The sequence below is a fragment of the Anaerobacillus sp. 1_MG-2023 genome, assembly GCF_030547345.1.
Classification (GTDB): domain Bacteria; phylum Bacillota; class Bacilli; order Bacillales; family Guptibacillaceae; genus Guptibacillus; species Guptibacillus hwajinpoensis_B.
The window spans coordinates 275,153-293,039 of record NZ_JAUORD010000005.1 but is presented as its reverse complement, the minus strand read 5'-3'; the positions used below and the strand labels follow the sequence as shown (position 1 = coordinate 293,039).

Genomic DNA, 17,887 nt, shown 5'->3' with positions numbered 1-17,887 from the left:
TGCATGTATTAGGCACGCCGCCAGCGTTCGTCCTGAGCCAGGATCAAACTCTCCGATAGAAAGCTTAATCTAGCTTTAAAACAATGTTTTGTTTCCGTAGAAACAACTACTTACATGGCGTTTCGTTCAGTTTTCAAAGATCGAATTATTTCTTTCGTTTTCGCCGTTGTTTATCGGCGACTTAAATAATATATCATGTAATGCATTATCTCGTCAACACTTTTTTAGAAGTTTTTAAAACCAATATTAGAAGGTTTTGGAGACACCGTCAAAGCGACGGAATTACATCTTATCATCTGCTTATCAGTATTGCAATAGAAAAATAAAAAAAGAAGAGGATTTGTCCTCTTCTTCTTACTTGTTACTCTTCTTCAGGCTTTGAATCGTCGTTATCATCATTCTCGATGATCTCTTCAGCATCAACATCAATGATTTCTTCCGCACTTACTTCAATAGTAGGTTCTGTATCTTCGATGTCCTCACCTTCGATACCCTCTTCATTGATCTCTACCTTCGCAACCGTTGCGACAGAGTCACCTTCAGAGATACGGATTAATCTCACACCTTGCGTGTTTCTTCCGGTTTGAGAAATATCCTGTACATCAATACGAATAATGACGCCACTCTCAGTAATAATCATACATTCTTCTTCAAGCGTGACAGTCTTGAGGGCTGTTAACACACCATTACGTTCAGTAAGGTTACACGTCTTGATACCTTTACCGCCTCTTGTTTGCACGCGATACTCTTCAACAGGTGTTCGTTTACCGAATCCTTTATCAGTCACAATAAGTACATCCTGGTTTTCATCTAGAATGCCTATACCGACAACTTGATCGTTCTCCTGAAGGGTGATCCCCTTAACACCAGTAGCTGTTCGACCCATAGATCTAACGTCTTCTTCATGGAAGCGAATCGCCATTCCTTGTTTCGTTCCCATAATAAGCTCTTTCGATCCATTCGTTAGACGAACGCCCATTAGCTCATCGTCTTCTTTAAAGTTAATGGCAATGAGCCCACCCTTTCGAATATTCGCAAAGGCAGATAATGGAGAGCGTTTAACAACACCCTGCTTCGTCGCAAAGAAAACGAACCAATCATCAACAAACTCTTCTATAGGAATAATTGCAGTGATATATTCATCTTTTTCTATTTGAAGGAGATTAATAATTGGAATCCCTTTCGCGGTTCGACTAAGCTCAGGTACTTCATACCCTTTAAGTCTGTAGACCTTCCCTTTATTCGTAAAGAAAAGAATCGTATTATGCGTCAGAGTAGTGAATAGGTGTTCAACAAAGTCACCATCGTTTGTACCCATCCCCTGGATTCCACGACCACCACGCTTTTGACTACGATACGTGTCAATTGGCAAACGCTTGATATACCCTTTATGTGTGAGGGTAATAACAATATTTTGTTTAGGAATTAAGTCTTCATCCTCGATCATATCGAAGCCAACTGTAATTTCGGTACGACGTTTGTCTGCGAATCTTTCTTTTACTTCCGCTAGCTCTTCGCGAATGATTTCAAGAACTTTCTCTTCATCAGCAAGGATCGCTTTTAGTTCAGCGATACGCTTCATTAATTCTTGATATTCTGATTCAATTTTATCACGCTCTAGACCAGTTAAGCGCTGAAGTCGCATATCAAGGATCGCCTGCGACTGATCATAGCTTAGCGAGAACTTTGTCATAAGGCCTTCTCTAGCAATATCTGTTGTTTCAGAAGCTCGAATTAATTTAATCACTTCATCTAAATGATCAAGTGCAATTCGCAAACCTTCTAATATATGTGCTCTTGCTTCCGCTTTGTTTAGCTCAAACTGCGTTCTTCTTCTAATCACAACCTTTTGATGCTCTAGATAATGCTCAAGACATTCTTTTAGCGTTAATACTTTTGGTTGTCCATCTACTAGAGCAAGGGTGTTAATCCCGAAACTAGTTTGAAGTGCAGTTTGTTTATATAAGTTATTTAGGAGAACATTCGCATTTGCATCTTTACGCACTTCAATGACAACACGCATTCCTGTGCGGTCAGATTCGTCACGAAGATCTGTGATACCCTCTATCTTTTTATCGCGAACAAGCTCTGCGATTTTTTCGACAAGACGTGCTTTATTAACCTGATAAGGAAGTTCAGATACAATGATCGTCTTTTTACCATTGCTAAATTCTTCGATTTCAGCTTTTGCCCGCTGGATAATTGATCCTCTACCAGTCATATAAGCTTTGCGAATACCCTCACGTCCAAGAATCTCAGCTGCAGTCGGGAAATCTGGTCCTGGAATAAACTCCATTAATTCAGGTATCGAAATCTCTGGATTCTTACTAAGTTCCAAAATCCCTTCAATGACTTCCCCAAGGTTATGCGGTGGTATATTCGTAGCCATTCCTACAGCGATACCTGAAGCTCCGTTTACTAGTAAGTTAGGAAACCTTGCAGGGAGAACAATTGGTTCTTGTTCAGAGCCATCATAGTTGTCCTGGTAGTCTATTGTGTCTTTGTTAATGTCTCGCACCATTTCCATAGCGATTTTAGACATTCTCGCCTCAGTGTAACGCATTGCAGCTGCTGAATCTCCGTCAATAGAACCAAAGTTACCATGGCCATCTATTAACATATTACGATAGCTAAAGTCCTGAGCCATGCGCACCATTGTGTCATATACAGCTGAATCACCGTGTGGATGGTACTTACCAATTACTTCTCCAACAATACGCGCAGACTTCTTGTAAGCTTTATCAGAAGTCATACCCAGGTCATTCATGGCATACAAAATACGGCGATGCACTGGTTTTAAACCATCTCGTACATCAGGAAGAGCTCGACTTACAATAACGCTCATCGCATAATCCATGAAGGAGGTGCGCATTTCCTGACTAATATTTATTTCCTTAACTCTCGATCTTTCCATATCAGACATACGGAAAACCTCCAATTATACTCTTGTTCATCTCATAACATTTAGCTGTATTGCCTTATTAACCCTTGAACAGCAGAAAAGGGGGGGATTCCCCCCTTCAGCTTATTTCTTAAACATCTAGATTCTTTACATAATGGGCGTTGTCTTGAATAAAGTTCCGTCTCGGTTCAACACGATCTCCCATTAACATATCAAAGACTTCATCCGCTTCGATCGCATCTTGTAGTTCAACTTGCAGTACTGTACGAGACTCCGGATCCATCGTTGTTTCCCAAAGCTGAGTTGGATTCATTTCACCTAGACCTTTGTATCGCTGAATACCGGGCTTAGGAGCTTTCGGAATCTCGTTCAAAATAATATCATGCTCGCGGTCATTATAAGCGTAAGTGACTTTTTTTCCTTGTGTAATCTTATAAAGTGGCGGCTGGGCAATGTAAACATAGCCATTTTCAATCAACGGACGCATATAGCGATAGAAAAATGTTAATAGAAGCGTTCGAATGTGGGCTCCATCAACATCCGCATCAGTCATGATAATTAATTTGTGGTAGCGAGCTTTTGATAAATCAAAATCTTCACCTATACCAGTTCCAAGTGCAGTGATAATCGCTCTAATTTCATTATTTGAGAGTATTTTATCTAAACGTGCTTTCTCGACGTTCAGAATTTTACCTTTTAGAGGCAATATTGCTTGGAAATGACGATCACGTCCCTGTTTAGCTGATCCACCCGCTGAGTCACCCTCAACAATATAGAGTTCAGAAATAGAAGCATCTTTAGATGAGCAATCAGCTAATTTACCTGGGAGAGCGCTCACTTCAAGAGCACCTTTCCTTCTTGTTAACTCCCGTGCTTTCTTTGCTGCAGCACGAGCGCGTGAGGCCATAAGACCTTTCTCAACTATTTGCTTCGCAACAAGGGGATTTTCAAAAAGGAATGTAGAGAACTTTTCTCCAAAAATAGACTCGGTAATTGTACGAGCTTCTGCATTTCCAAGCTTTGTTTTCGTCTGACCTTCGAATTGAGGATCAGGGTGCTTAATTGAAATGATTGCAGTTAATCCTTCTCGTACATCATCCCCTGTTAAGTTAGGGTCCGTTTCACGGAATAAACTATTTTTTCGTGCATAGTCATTAATAACGCGAGTAAGGGCTGTTTTAAAGCCGTATTCGTGACTTCCACCCTCATGCGTATTGATGTTATTGGCAAATGAGTAGATATTACTCGCAAAACCATCATTGTATTGAACAGCGATCTCGACAGAAATCCCTTCACGTTCACCTTCTACAAAGATTGGTTCTTCATGGAGTGCTTCACGTGAACGATTTAAATGTTCAACGTATGATTTAATACCGCCCTCGTAATGATATTCATTACGCTTTGTTTCTTCAGGACGCTTGTCTTGCGCAACAATTTTAATTCCGCGATTTAGAAAAGCAAGTTCTCTAAGACGGTGAGCAAGAATATCAAATTCATATTCTATTGTTTCCGTAAAAATTTCGGTATCAGGGATGAAGTGAATGGTTGTCCCCGTCACATCACTATCACCAATAACCTTGAGATCCTCATCAGGTACACCGCGTGTATAGCTTTGGTAATAAACTTTGCCTTCACGTTCTACCGTAATTTCAAGTTTAGACGACAAAGCATTTACAACTGATGCCCCTACACCGTGCAGTCCACCGGACACTTTATATCCACCGCCGCCGAACTTACCACCGGCATGCAGCACAGTCATAATAACTTCGACTGCAGGGCGGCCCATTTTCTCCTGAATACCAACAGGGATGCCTCGGCCGTTATCCTCTACTTTAATGCTATTGTCTTTCTCAATACTAACTGTAATTTGCGAACAGTACCCTGCAAGAGCTTCATCGATACTGTTATCAACAATTTCCCAAACAAGATGGTGGAGTCCTCTGCTACTTGTGGAACCAATGTACATCCCTGGGCGTTTTCGAACAGCCTCAAGTCCCTCAAGGACCTGAATCTGACTTTCATCATAACTTTCTTTATTAGACTGTTGCTCTAATGTCATATTGTTCACCTACATTTCTCTATCAAAGATAGACTCAATTAAGCTTGCTGATTGACAGCCAACCTGGTTTTAAGATGATTCTCCATTCGATGTTACTTCTACACTATCCGATACTGTATAAGCACGTCTTTTTAGTGTGAGTGAAGATAAAGGGGACAGATAGACCGTATCAGTTGTGATAACGATTGATTTCGTTAAATCACCACCAATATCTTCTACTAGCTTATCTTTTTGATGGCGGTGCAAGAATTCATTCGTAATCTCCGCTTCCTCCATAACTTGCCAATCAAAGATGCCAACAACATCTCTCGATTGAACAACTACGTCCTCTCCTAAGTGTATAAACACCACTTCACCTCATTTCACCTTTTCGATTAGTCCATCTTGGACTTGAAAAGTCGTCGCTTTCTCAAGCGTTTCATGATGGATGCCCTCGACGCTAGTCGTTGTGACAAACGTCTGGACCTTCCCCTGAATTGTATTTAAAAGATGAGACTGCCTGTAATCATCTAACTCCGACAGAACATCATCTAGCAGAAGCAAAGGATACTCACCTACTTCACTATGAATCAATTCAATTTCAGCAAGTTTTAGTGATAAAGCCGTGGTACGCTGTTGCCCTTGAGATCCATAAGTTTGAACGTCCTTTCCATTTACAAAAAACGACAAATCATCTCTATGGGGGCCCGCTAGCGTAACACCACGCTCAACTTCTCTCTCTTTAATTTTATCAAACTTTTGCTTATATCCTTCTACTATTTTCGACAAATCGGTTGGTTCTGATACCTCTACAGTTGGATTATAGTGAATTTCAAGTTTTTCTAACCCTCTACTAATTCCATAATGAATTGGTTCAGCCCATTGTTGAAGGAGTTGAACAAATCGAACTCGACGTATATAAATATTCGCAGCAGCTTCAATTAATTGTTCGGTCAAGATATCCAACATTACATAATCGGGATTTTTTTGATATCGCAAGGTCTTTAACAAGCTGTTACGCTGCTGAAGAAGCTTCAGATATCGACCAAGATAATAGAGATAGACTGGTTGTACCTGGCCAATTTCAATATCGATGAATCTTCTGCGAACGCCAGGATTGCCTTTAACCAGATTGAGATCCTCTGGTGCAAACATGACAACATTCAGTGCACCAATGTAGTTGCTCAGTTTCTGCTGTTCCAATTGATTTAGTTTGGCTTTCTTACCTTTTTGGGAAATAACCAGTTGGAGGGAGAGGGGACCATTTCGTTTTTCTATTCTACCTTCTATTTTAGCATATTCCTCGTCCCAATTGATTAATTCTTTATCTCTTGGTGTACGATGGGATCTCGCCATAGCTAGTACATAGATAGCTTCCATGATGTTTGTTTTCCCCTGAGCATTTTCACCGAGAAAAACGTTCACGTTATTTTCAAACTGCAGTTCTTGCTTCGTGTAATTTCGATAATTCGTTACTTTCAATGTGTTTAGATGCAACGGGAAACCCCCATTCAGCTAGATACAACAAACTCCCCGACCCCAGGAATCATCACTTTATCCTGATTGTAGAGTTTTCTGCCACGTCGGTCATCTAATTCTCCGTTTACATAGACCTCGTACTCTGACAGAAACCACTTTGCCATTCCGCCTGTATTAATCACTCCAGCTTCTTGAAGAAGTTGGCCAAGAGTGATGTGTTCTTTAATTAATTTGATTTCATTCATCTTCGTTCACCTCATTTTCCTTCTACTCCATTCAACGATGACGAGTTTGAAGGATGACAATAGTTTATTATAACTCTTTTTTAACTAAAACGCATGATATATAGAGTGGAAATTTCACAATGGCAAGAAAAAAGAGAAAGCCGCTGGAAGAATTCTTCTCAGCAGCTCAATATTTTCGCATGAATTTTAACTAAAATTAATAAGTTCGTACCGGTAGAATTAACTGCATAATAGCAGCTCCTTCAATAGGCTTGATTAAGAATGGACGCATCGCACCAGTAAAGCTAATATTCACTTCATTGGAATCCATCGATCTCAACGCATCCATCATGTATTTAGCACTAAAAGAAATTTTAAGCTCTTCTCCATCAAAGAATTGAGATTGTACTTGTTCAATAACTTTACCGATTTCAGGAGAGTTTGAGGAAATTTCTAACGTTGATTCCTCTATGCTTGCGAGCTTGACTACGTTATTTCTTCCTTCTCGTGCAAGAACTGAAGCTCGATCAATTGCTTGTAACAGTTCTTTTGCTGATACCGTTACGTTTGTTTTACTTTCGTTAGGTATAAGTCGACTTGTATCAGGATAGTTTCCGTCAAGAAGTCTTGAGAAAAAGAGAATGTGATTTGATTTAAATAGAATTTGATTCTCTGTAACCGTAATATCTACAAGTTCTTCGTTATCATCAATAATTTTAGAAAGTTCACTTAAGCTCTTTCCTGGAATAACGACATTTGAGAACGAAAGGTCATTACCATTAGGTTCAACCTGCACTGTTCTGAGAGCAAGTCGGTGACTATCTGTCGCAGTACAGTTTAATTCGCCATTCTCAAGCTTCCAGTTTACACCTGTCAACACTGGTCTAGTTTCTGAAGTAGAAACAGCAAATACCGTCTGTCTAATAATGTTTTTTAGGAGATCTGCTTGAATTTGAAATCCTTCTTTGGATTCTACTTCTGGTAGACGTGGATATTCTTCAGGATCTAGACCATTAAGGTTAAACTCTGAAGATCCAGAACGGATTCTCGTTGTTAAGCTATCGTGAACTTCAATTTCTACTTGATCACCTGGTAGTTTTTTAACGATATCAGAAAAGAAACGTGCTTGAAGAACAATACTCCCCATCTGAGAGATTTCAACAATTTGTTTATCATTTTCCTCTGCGGGAATGAAGCATTCGATTGAAATATCTGAGTCAGAGCCTGTTAATGTTACACCTTCATCGCTTGCCACGATTTTAATACCAGTCAGTATCGGTATCGTTGTTCTTGAAGATACTGCTTTCATGACATCAGATACGCTTGATACTAGATAATCTCTCTCGATTTTGAAACGCATAATTTACCTCCTAAATAAATGACCCTGATTATATATTTATTACTAAAAAAAGTCGTAGTCTTACTAGTAGGGGCTGTGAATGTGTGGATAAGTGTTGGTGAACCTATATCACGTAAGTTATCCACCTGTGGATAGTGTGTTAGTAACTCTGGATAATTGTACACACTCTATCAACTAATATCCACAAAAAGGTGACTACCCATTTTTCAGCTGCTCTACTATATCTTGAAGTTTCTTCTGAAATGCTTGATCAGAATCCACTAGTTTTGAAATCTTCTCATGAGCGTGGATCACAGTTGTGTGATCTCGACCTCCAAATTCTTCCCCAATCTTCGGAAGAGAAAAATCGGTCAGTTCTCTTGATAGATACATCGCGATTTGACGTGGAAAAGCGACTGATTTCGTTCTCTTTTTAGCCGCAAAGTCTTCTAGTTTTACTGAGAAGTGATCACCTATAACATTTTGAATATCATGGATGGTGATGACTCTAGGTTTTGATGATGGAATAATATTTTTTAGAGCTTCAGCTGCTAAGTCCGCATTCATGTCTTGATTAATTAGTGAAGAATAGGCGACCACTCGAATAAGAGCACCTTCTAGTTCGCGGATGTTCGTATCAATCTGGTTAGCGATATAGAGCATCACTTCATTTGGGATATCTAGACCTTCAGCTTTCGCTTTTTTTCTAAGAATCGCAATTCTTGTTTCAAGATCAGGAGGCGTAATATCAGTAATTAATCCCCATTCGAAACGTGATCGTAGCCTGTCCTCTAGCGTTGGTATTTCCTTAGGTGGTCGATCACTTGAAATCACAATTTGCTTACTTTCTTCATGAAGCGCATTAAATGTGTGGAAGAATTCCTCTTGGGTTTGTTCTTTACCAGCTAGAAATTGAATATCATCAATCAGTAGCACGTCTACATTTCGATATTTATTGCGAAAATTTACGGTCTTGTTATCGCGAATGGAGTTAATAAACTCATTAGTAAACTTCTCGGATGATAAATAAACCACTTTTGCATTCGGATTATGCTCAATGACATAGTGACCAATTGCATGCATCAAGTGTGTTTTTCCTAGGCCAACACCCCCGTATATAAATAAAGGATTATAAGCTTTAGCTGGCGCTTCAGCCACTGCCAGGGAAGCTGCATGAGCAAAACGGTTCCCGGATCCAATAACGAAAGTATCAAACGTATATTTGGAATTTAGCACGCTCTGTGGATGTTCTTCCTGAGCGGGATTTGCTTTTGGTTTTTTCTTCATAGATTGTTCAAGATCCAAATCAGTATCGGACTGATTCTGGGGAATAATGAACTTTGCTTTGAGTTCACTGCCTGTTAGCTCAAGTAACGTTTCCGTTATTAAACTTGAATATCTAGATTCGAGCCAGTCTCTAGCGAACTCGTTGGGGGCAGTAATGATAATGGTGTCGCCTTCCATTCTGTTAGCAGAAGTGGACTTTAACCAGGTTTCGAAACTCGGCTTACTTAATTTTTTTTCGATTTCGGATAATGCCTGTTGCCAGAGATCCGTGATGTTATCCAACGAAGTCCCTCCTTTTGTTCAAAAGTAAATAAAATTAATATCATGAGCTTAGTTCGGGCCTCTGAATGATTCTAATCATCAGACCGGGTGACATTGTAACAGACCCTTATGTTTTTTTACCAAAATAAAAACAGGCTGTATTCGCTGACGATAGTCGCCTAATGTGCCAACGTACAACCTTTGTACAATGATTTGAATATTCATGAATAATTATACTGTCCACAATATCGAAGTGGATCATATAATATAGAAGAAAGTCGAATTATTGACTGTGTTCACATGGTTGTGGACATAAAGAATAACATACCTGAATAACTGTCCACATAATTATCCACAGACTGTGGACTCTTTTAAATCCACTCTAGCTTATTCACGAGTTAAAACACAAATATCATAACAAAAGAATAGCGTGTTTGCAATGTTTTTCGGGAGGTTATCCACAGAGGACATATCTTGTGGATCAAAACTGTCCACAGCACTAGATTTTGTGTAGAACCTGTCGATAAGTGATGTGAATAAGTGAAAAGTGTCGAAATGAGTTATCCACACAGGTGTTTTTAGAGGTTTGTAAATGATTTGATCAATCTTTATTTGGTGGAGATCATCGTAGATTTAAATGATTGCTTTTAGTGAAAGTGTGTTTGATATTTTAATTAAACTTGACAATTCCCCATGTCTTTTCTTATAATTACTTGGACTGTCTTTATACAGTTTATCCTCAGGGAGGTGTAATAGAATGAAAAGAACGTTTCAACCAAACACACGTAAACGTAAAAAAGTTCACGGTTTCCGTGCACGTATGAGCTCAGCTAACGGACGTAAAGTTCTTGCTCGTCGTCGCCGTAAAGGTAGAAAAGTATTGTCTGCATAGACCACTGATCATCAGTGGTCTTTTTTTAAGATAAGGTTTATAATATGCTTATCCAAGTAACACTGGGAGTGTGCGGATTGAATAGCAACTACCGGATTAAAAAGAATTCTGAGTTTCAGAACGTTTTTAAAAATGGAAACTCAACTGCAAACAGACAATTTGTTGTGTATGTATTAAAGCGAAATGATCAGCCTCAATTTCGATTAGGTCTTTCAGTAAGTAAGAGGATCGGCAATGCTGTGACACGAAATCGTGTGAAGCGACTTGTGAAAGAATCATTCCATCAGCTGTCAGATCAAATCAAATTTCCTTACGATTTTGTCGTAATTGCAAGAAAGCCTACTTCAGAGATGAGTTTCGAGGAAGTGAAGAGCAGTTTAACTCATGTGCTTAATAGAGCACGTGTATTGAGAGGTGCGAAACAAGTTAGCAAAGGAAGGGATTCTAAATGAAGAAAGTGGCTTTGATGCTAATTCGCGTCTATCAGAAGTTTATTTCTCCATTAACTCCCCCATCTTGCCGTTTTTACCCATCCTGTTCTCATTACAGTTTCGAATCTTACCAGAAGCATGGATTTATTAAGGGCTCCTGGTTGACGGTTAAAAGAATTTCAAAGTGCCACCCCTTTCATCCTGGCGGTTTTGATCCTGTACCGGATAAAAGGGACTAGTGGTATGCTTTTACTACATAAATCATTGTCGAGATATGATTGCAAGGAGGATGAAGCGTGAGGAAAAAAATAACCCTCGCATTTCTATTGATTGGTCTCGTTGCGGTCCTTTCAGGATGTAACATTAACGAGCCGATTGATGCAGAAAGCACGGGATTTTGGAGCGAATACATTGTATATCCGCTTTCCGCAGTCTTAACATTTTTCGCTGATTTGACTGGTGATGGAAATTATGGACTGTCTATTATTATTGTTACGATTTTAATTCGACTTCTATTACTTCCATTGATGATCAAACAAACGAGAAGTTCAAAAGCGATGCAGGAACTGCAGCCAGAAATGCAGAAACTTAAAGAAAAGTACAGTAGTAAAGACCAGAAGACGCAACAGCAGCTTCAGCAAGAAACAATGCAGCTTTTTCAACAGAATGGTGTTAATCCGCTTGCAGGTTGTCTACCGATCTTAGTGCAAATGCCGATTCTTTTAGGTTTTTACCATGCTATTATGCGTACACAAGCAATCGAAACACATACTTTCCTCTGGTTTAGCCTTGGCTCTCCAGATATTATTCTGGCAGTCACTGCTGGTATTACAACCTTCATTCAGCAGAAAATCATGATGGGTAGCGGTGGAACGGTGCAGCCTCAAATGAAGATGCTTCTATACGTTATGCCAATTATGATTATTGTCTTTGCTATTAACTTCCCTGCAGCACTAGCGCTATATTGGGTTGTAGGTAATATCTTTATGATTGCGCAAACTTACTTTATTACGAAACCTACCATTAAAACCGCTGATACGAATACGGGGGGAGCGAAGAAGTGAGAAGCGTTACGGTAACGGGAAAAACGATTGAAGACGCCATTCAAAATGCGCTGAATCAAATCGGGACTGTTCAAGAGAATGTTAATATTGAAGTGTTAGAAGAGCCTAAAAAAGGATTTTTAGGTTTTGGAGGAAGGCCCGCCCGCATCAAAGTAAGCGAGAAACCTGACATCATAGAGCAAACAAGGGCTTTTTTAGAAAAAGTCATTAGCAATATGGGAGTAGAAGCCAGTATAGAAGGTAGAAGAGAGGATCGCGATCTTTATTTTACTCTATCTGGTGAAAAAATTGCGATATTGATAGGGAAACGCGGCCAAACTCTTAATTCTTTGCAATATTTGACAAATCTTGCCGCGAATCGATTTTCTGACCGATTTGTCCGGGTAGTACTCGATGCTGAGAACTACCGTGAACGACGTGAAGAGACGCTAAGAAAGTTAGCCGATCGTCTTGCAGACAAAGCGATGGTTACGAAAAAGGATATACAGCTAGAACCGATGCCGTCGTTAGAACGTAAGGTAATTCACCTTTATTTGAAAGAAAAGAAGGGGATTTCCACTCACTCAGATGGAAAAGATCCACATCGTCGTGTGGTTATTGTTCCACGTAATAAATGATATGAAACCTTCGGGCACATTGCCCGAAGGTTTTTTTGAGGAAAGATTGGGTTTTCTTTACTAGAAAGCTCCATTCTTTTCACCCTTCTTAGGCTGGTTATAGGGGAAGCAAACTTATTTCTTTTTTTATGAAAATGGGTTACACTAAAAGGTATTGTGGATTAGTCTGTAGCTTTAAGATATGAAGTTATCCACTGTGGATAATTGGTTAAACTAATACTAGCTTATATCATATAGAAAACTTAAATAAATAGAACAAAGAAGTGTGATTAGAGAGGTGAATAACTTTGGAATATGAAACGATTGCTGCGATATCGACTCCAATGGGAGAAGGGGCGATTGCGATTGTCCGACTTAGTGGTTCAGAGGCGGTTACGATAGCTGATCGGCTATATAAGGGCAAACAGGCGTTAGAATCCGTTGATTCTCATACGATTCATTATGGTCATTTGATTGATCCTGATACTGACCAGGTTGCTGAAGAAGTGATGGTTTCGATTATGAAAGGGCCCCGGACATTTACGAGAGAGGATATTGTCGAAATCAACTGTCACGGAGGACTGGTCTCTGTAAACCGTGTGCTTGAGTTGGTTTTGCGTAGTGGTGCACGCCTTGCAGAGCCAGGTGAATTCACTAAACGAGCTTTCTTGAATGGTCGAATTGACTTATCGCAAGCAGAGGCTGTTATTGATTTGATTCGAGCAAAAACGGATCGAGCAATGAATGTTGCGTTAAATCAAATGGAGGGCCGCTTATCGACGCTGATTGCTACCTTGAGACAGCAACTCCTTGAGACAGTTGCTCATGTTGAAGTGAACATTGATTACCCTGAATATGATGCAGAAGAAGTGACGCAAGATCTTTTAGCCACGCAATTGAAGCAGGTGGCTAAGGAAATTGAAGGGATTCTAATTACAGCACGCCAGGGAAAAATTTTGCGTGAAGGTTTATCTACTGTTATCGTGGGACGGCCAAACGTTGGGAAATCGTCCTTGTTGAATAGTCTTGTTCACGAAAATAAGGCAATTGTGACAGACGTTCCTGGTACAACCCGAGATGTTATTGAGGAATATGTTAATGTAAGAGGCGTGCCTTTAAGATTAGTGGATACAGCGGGAATTCGAGAAACGGAAGATCTCGTTGAGCGAATAGGTGTTGAACGTTCACGTGAACGCTTGAAACAAGCTGATCTCATCTTGCTTGTGCTTAATTATAATGATGAGTTGACGCATGAAGATGAGAAATTGTTCGAAGCGGTAAAAGGCATGGATGTTATTGTTATCGTGAATAAAACAGATCTAGAAGAGAAACTAGATTTAACTAAGGTAAGAGAATTAGCAGAAGAGCATCCAATGATTACAACTTCATTAAAACATGAACAAGGCGTTAATGAGCTTGAACAATCCATCTCTGAACTGTTCTTTGCAGGTGAAGTAGAGTCACAGGATTTAACATATGTATCTAATTCACGTCATATTGCTTTGTTAGAACAATCGCGAAGAACGCTTGATGATGCGTTAAGCGCTGTTGAAGCAGGAATGCCGGTTGATATGGTACAAATTGATATTACTCGAACGTGGGAAATTCTTGGAGAGATTATTGGTGATACGGTATCTGAGAGTTTGATCGATCAGTTATTTTCACAGTTTTGTCTTGGGAAATAAGATGATAAAAGGAGGAATACGGCAATGGGTTATAAAGCCGATTCTTATGATGTTATAGTCGTCGGAGCAGGTCATGCCGGTGTGGAAGCGGGACTCGCTTCAGCAAGAATGGGTGCGAAAACACTCATGCTTACACTTAACTTAGACTCTGTCGCTTTTATGCCATGTAACCCAAGTGTAGGAGGTCCTGCAAAGGGAATTGTTGTGCGGGAAATTGATGCACTTGGTGGAGAAATGGGACGAAATATAGATAAAACGCATATTCAAATGCGTATGTTAAATACAGGTAAGGGGCCTGCTGTACGTGCATTGCGTGCACAGGCTGATAAAGTACTATACCAAAGTGAAATGAAAAGAACCATTGAAGAACAGGATAACCTTACGCTCTTACAGGGAATGGTTGAAAAGCTAATCGTTGAGGATGGCGTCTGCAAAGGAGTTATTACGAAAACGGGTGCAGAGTTCGAGGCAAAATCTGTTGTGCTAACAACTGGTACGTTCATGCGCGGTCGCGTTATTATTGGAGATCTTTCATATGAAAGTGGCCCTAATAACATGCAGCCTTCCGTTAATTTGTCGCACCATTTGGAGGAATTGGGCTTCGAGATGGTTCGTTTTAAGACAGGAACTCCTCCGCGTGTAAATAATAAATCTATTGATTATAGTAAAACTGAAATTCAGCCCGGCGATGAAAAACCGCGTGCATTTTCATATGAAACAACAGAATTTATTACAGACCAGCTGCCGTGTTGGTTAACTTATACGGGTGAAGCAACGCATAAGCTCATCAATGATAACTTGCATCGATCTCCAATGTATTCAGGTATGATTGAAGGGACAGGCCCAAGGTATTGCCCATCAATTGAAGATAAAATTGTTCGCTTTAATGATAAGCCCCGTCACCAAATTTTCCTTGAACCAGAAGGACGCAATACGAAGGAAGTATATGTGCAGGGTCTTTCAACAAGCCTTCCAGAGGATTTGCAGCAACAAATTCTCAAAACCGTACCTGGTCTTGAAAATGTTGAAATGATGCGTGCAGGCTATGCCATCGAATATGATGTTATTGTTCCGACCCAATTGTGGCCATCACTTGAAACAAAAACAGTGAAAAACCTCTTTACTGCAGGACAATTAAACGGTACTTCAGGATATGAAGAGGCAGCAGGTCAAGGAATCATGTCTGGTATTAATGCTGCAAGGAATGCACAGGAGCGTGAAGCGGTGATTCTGGACCGTTCTCAAGGGTACATTGGCGTAATGATCGATGACCTTGTGACGAAAGGAACCAACGAGCCTTATCGTCTATTAACATCACGTGCAGAATATCGTCTTCTTCTTCGTCATGATAATGCAGATTTAAGACTAACAGAACTCGGTTATGACATCGGCATGATTCCTAAAGAACGCTATGACCGTTTCCTTGCTAAAAAAGAAATGATTGAGCAAGAAATGAAGCGTCTTGCGAAAATTGTGATTAAACCAGGCGAGCAGGTTAATGATGTTCTTCCGGAGAATAGTACTGAATTGAAGGAAGCTATTCATGCAGCTAATTTATTGAAAAGACCAGAAGTAACTTATCAAGAGATTCATCAACTAGCACCAGCAGACTTTGAAATTCCAGAAGATGTTTCAGAACAAGTTGAGATTCAGATTAAATATAGCGGCTATATTAATAAAAGTCTTCAACAAGTGGAACGTATGAAGAAAATGGATGAAAAGAAAATTCCTGAAGGCATAGATTATTATGCGATTGGTGGTATTGCGACTGAAGCGAAGCAAAAACTTGATGAGGTTCGCCCTCTTTCAATTGGTCAAGCTTCGCGTGTATCAGGAGTTAATCCAGCTGATGTATCGATCTTACTTGTGTATATCGAACAGGGGAAAATCGCTAAAATTGCAAAATAATGTACTAGTGGAGGGTCTATGAACGAGCAACAGTTTCAGGAGTTGTTAGAGGAGAAAGGGATTACTCTTTCTCCTGAACAGCTTCAACAATTTCAAACATACTATGAAATTCTAGTTGAATGGAACGAGAAAATGAATTTGACAGCTATCACTGATAAAGAGGAAGTCTACGAAAAGCACTTCTTTGATTCAATCATGGCTGCGTTCTCATTTGATTTCTCTTCTAACTATCATATTTGCGATGTGGGAGCGGGCGCGGGTTTTCCAAGTTTGCCTATTAAAATTTGCTTTCCACATTTAAGCATCACTATTGTCGATTCACTTAACAAAAGAATCGGTTTCTTAGAACACCTTTCGTCAAAACTAAAGCTAACAAATGTTTCATTTTATCATGACCGTGCTGAATTATTTGGTAAAAACAAAGATCATCGTGAAAAGTATGATGTTGTCACTGCAAGAGCCGTTGCAAGACTTTCTGTCCTTGGTGAGTTGTGTCTTCCTCTCGTTAAACCAAACGGTTATTTTGTTGCGCTAAAAGGCCCAGGTGTAGAGGATGAATTAGAGTCTGGTAAACAGGCGATTAAGCTTCTTGGTGGAGAAGTTGTGAAACGAGATACGCTAACATTACCTAAAGAAAAGAGTGAGCGTAATATCGTTACAATTAAAAAAATCAAAACAACTCCAAAAAAATATCCAAGAAAGCCAGGCACACCAAATAAAAATCCTTTATAATAAAGATGGACTGCATTTGAACGGATAGGTGTTTCACATGGAACGCTGCTACGACGGAAGGAATTCGGTTTTGAAGCAGCGAATCAGTTAAGGAGTCGATTAAAGGTGGTGTTAGGCGATGAAGCATACGTTTTCACGTCTTTTCGGTTTGAACGATGAAAAAAGCGAGACGATGGAAGCAGAACAAGAGGAAGTGAAACAGCTTCTTGTTGAGGATATTATCCCAAACCGTTTCCAGCCTCGAACAATTTTTATAGATGAGAGAATTACTGAACTATCTCAGACGATAAAGACCCATGGAGTTATTCAGCCGATCGTGGTTCGAGAACGTGAAGGTAAGTATGAAATTATTGCCGGGGAAAGACGCTGGAGAGCAGTGAAAAAGCTAGGTTGGGAGCGAATTCCTGCCATTATTAAGGAATTTAACGATTCTCAAACAGCCTCTATTGCGCTTATCGAGAACCTGCAGCGTGAAGAGCTAACTGCTGTTGAAGAAGCTATGGCATATGCCCAGCTTATTGAGCTGCATGATTTAACTCAGGAGAGCCTCGCTCAGCGACTTGGCAAAGGGCAATCTACTATTGCGAATAAGCTTAGATTACTGAAGCTCCCCGAGCCTGTTCAACGAGCGCTTCTCGAGAAAAAAATTACGGAGAGACACGCTCGTGCTTTGATTCCACTTAAGAATCCTGAGAATCAAGTAAAAGTTCTCACAGAAGTTCTTGAAAGACAATGGAATGTGAAGCAGACGGAAGAACGTGTTGTTCGTATGCTAGAAGGCACTGTACCGAAACCGAAGCCTAGAAAAAAATCGGTTAGTAAAGATATGAGGTTGGCTGTAAATACGATCCGTCAATCGCTTGATATGGTAACTGAGACTGGTCTAACGATTGATACAGATGAAGAAGACCATGACGAATACTATCAATTTACGATCCGAATACCTAAAAAGAAGTAAACTCATCCAAACTGGATGAGTTTTTTTGTACATTTAATACGTAAAATAGGTAGTACTAACTTCAAATGTGCTGAGCTGTTTTCTGTTTGTA

At 39.9% G+C, this 17,887-nt stretch carries 16 protein-coding genes; 9 read left to right on the top strand and 7 right to left on the bottom strand.

The window, feature by feature from the left end; genetic code table 11:
* Window positions 1-361 precede the first annotated feature (361 nt).
* The 7 genes from gyrA to dnaA all read right to left on the bottom strand — a co-directional run bounded on the left by gyrA (window position 362) and on the right by dnaA (window position 9,551).
* A complete protein-coding gene (gene gyrA, locus Q4550_RS11630; RefSeq protein WP_303532824.1) occupies window positions 362-2,923 on the bottom strand; it encodes a DNA gyrase subunit A in 2,562 nt (853 codons plus the stop codon).
* 109 nt (window positions 2,924-3,032) lie between these two features.
* Window positions 3,033-4,961 carry a DNA topoisomerase (ATP-hydrolyzing) subunit B gene (gene gyrB / locus Q4550_RS11625; RefSeq protein ID WP_194218135.1) on the bottom strand — a complete coding sequence of 643 codons (1,929 nt, stop codon included), beginning with the start codon at window positions 4,959-4,961 and terminating at the stop codon, window positions 3,033-3,035.
* Between the two features lie 69 nt (window positions 4,962-5,030).
* A complete protein-coding gene (remB, locus tag Q4550_RS11620; protein ID WP_194218136.1) occupies window positions 5,031-5,309 on the bottom strand; it encodes an extracellular matrix regulator RemB in 279 nt (92 codons plus the stop codon).
* A 9-nt stretch (window positions 5,310-5,318) separates the two neighbouring features.
* Entirely contained in the window at window positions 5,319-6,437 is a 1,119-nt protein-coding gene (gene recF, locus Q4550_RS11615) for a DNA replication/repair protein RecF (RefSeq protein ID WP_303532820.1), read from the bottom strand.
* A gap of 14 nt (window positions 6,438-6,451) precedes the next feature.
* The gene (gene yaaA, locus Q4550_RS11610; protein WP_303532817.1) at window positions 6,452-6,664 is read right to left on the bottom strand and encodes a S4 domain-containing protein YaaA; all 213 of its coding nucleotides are present in this window, start codon (window positions 6,662-6,664) and stop codon (window positions 6,452-6,454) included.
* 196 nt (window positions 6,665-6,860) lie between these two features.
* Window positions 6,861-8,003, bottom strand: a complete 1,143-nt coding sequence (gene dnaN / locus Q4550_RS11605; RefSeq protein WP_226615962.1) for a DNA polymerase III subunit beta — start codon at window positions 8,001-8,003, stop codon at window positions 6,861-6,863.
* A gap of 195 nt (window positions 8,004-8,198) precedes the next feature.
* Window positions 8,199-9,551: a chromosomal replication initiator protein DnaA gene (gene dnaA, locus Q4550_RS11600; protein ID WP_194218140.1), complete on the bottom strand. Its 1,353-nt coding sequence runs from the start codon at window positions 9,549-9,551 to the stop codon at window positions 8,199-8,201.
* A gap of 736 nt (window positions 9,552-10,287) precedes the next feature.
* Here dnaA and rpmH point away from each other — a divergent pair.
* From rpmH to noc, 9 genes are all read left to right on the top strand, one after another.
* Window positions 10,288-10,422 (top strand): 50S ribosomal protein L34, encoded by a 135-nt coding sequence (gene rpmH, locus Q4550_RS11595; protein WP_048311109.1) that lies wholly within the window; start codon window positions 10,288-10,290, stop codon window positions 10,420-10,422.
* Window positions 10,423-10,490: 68 nt separating this feature from the next.
* Window positions 10,491-10,874 (top strand): ribonuclease P protein component, encoded by a 384-nt coding sequence (rnpA, locus tag Q4550_RS11590; protein WP_370314433.1) that lies wholly within the window; start codon window positions 10,491-10,493, stop codon window positions 10,872-10,874.
* Complete coding sequence (gene yidD, locus Q4550_RS11585; protein ID WP_194218142.1) at window positions 10,871-11,092, top strand: membrane protein insertion efficiency factor YidD; 222 nt, start codon at window positions 10,871-10,873, stop codon at window positions 11,090-11,092. Before rnpA ends, yidD begins: the two co-directional genes overlap by 4 nt.
* A gap of 57 nt (window positions 11,093-11,149) precedes the next feature.
* Window positions 11,150-11,917, top strand: coding sequence for a YidC family membrane integrase SpoIIIJ (gene spoIIIJ / locus Q4550_RS11580; RefSeq protein ID WP_303532812.1), 768 nt, complete (start codon window positions 11,150-11,152; stop codon window positions 11,915-11,917).
* Complete coding sequence (gene jag, locus Q4550_RS11575) at window positions 11,914-12,534, top strand: RNA-binding cell elongation regulator Jag/EloR (protein WP_194218144.1); 621 nt, start codon at window positions 11,914-11,916, stop codon at window positions 12,532-12,534. Before spoIIIJ ends, jag begins: the two co-directional genes overlap by 4 nt.
* Window positions 12,535-12,821: 287 nt before the next feature.
* Window positions 12,822-14,198, top strand: a complete 1,377-nt coding sequence (gene mnmE / locus Q4550_RS11570) for a tRNA uridine-5-carboxymethylaminomethyl(34) synthesis GTPase MnmE (protein ID WP_303532811.1) — start codon at window positions 12,822-12,824, stop codon at window positions 14,196-14,198.
* Between the two features lie 24 nt (window positions 14,199-14,222).
* Window positions 14,223-16,106, top strand: a complete 1,884-nt coding sequence (gene mnmG, locus Q4550_RS11565) for a tRNA uridine-5-carboxymethylaminomethyl(34) synthesis enzyme MnmG (protein WP_303532810.1) — start codon at window positions 14,223-14,225, stop codon at window positions 16,104-16,106.
* Window positions 16,107-16,124: 18 nt separating this feature from the next.
* A complete protein-coding gene (gene rsmG, locus Q4550_RS11560; RefSeq protein ID WP_303532809.1) occupies window positions 16,125-16,838 on the top strand; it encodes a 16S rRNA (guanine(527)-N(7))-methyltransferase RsmG in 714 nt (237 codons plus the stop codon).
* A gap of 118 nt (window positions 16,839-16,956) precedes the next feature.
* A complete protein-coding gene (gene noc, locus Q4550_RS11555; RefSeq protein WP_194218148.1) occupies window positions 16,957-17,796 on the top strand; it encodes a nucleoid occlusion protein in 840 nt (279 codons plus the stop codon).
* Window positions 17,797-17,887 lie beyond the last annotated feature (91 nt).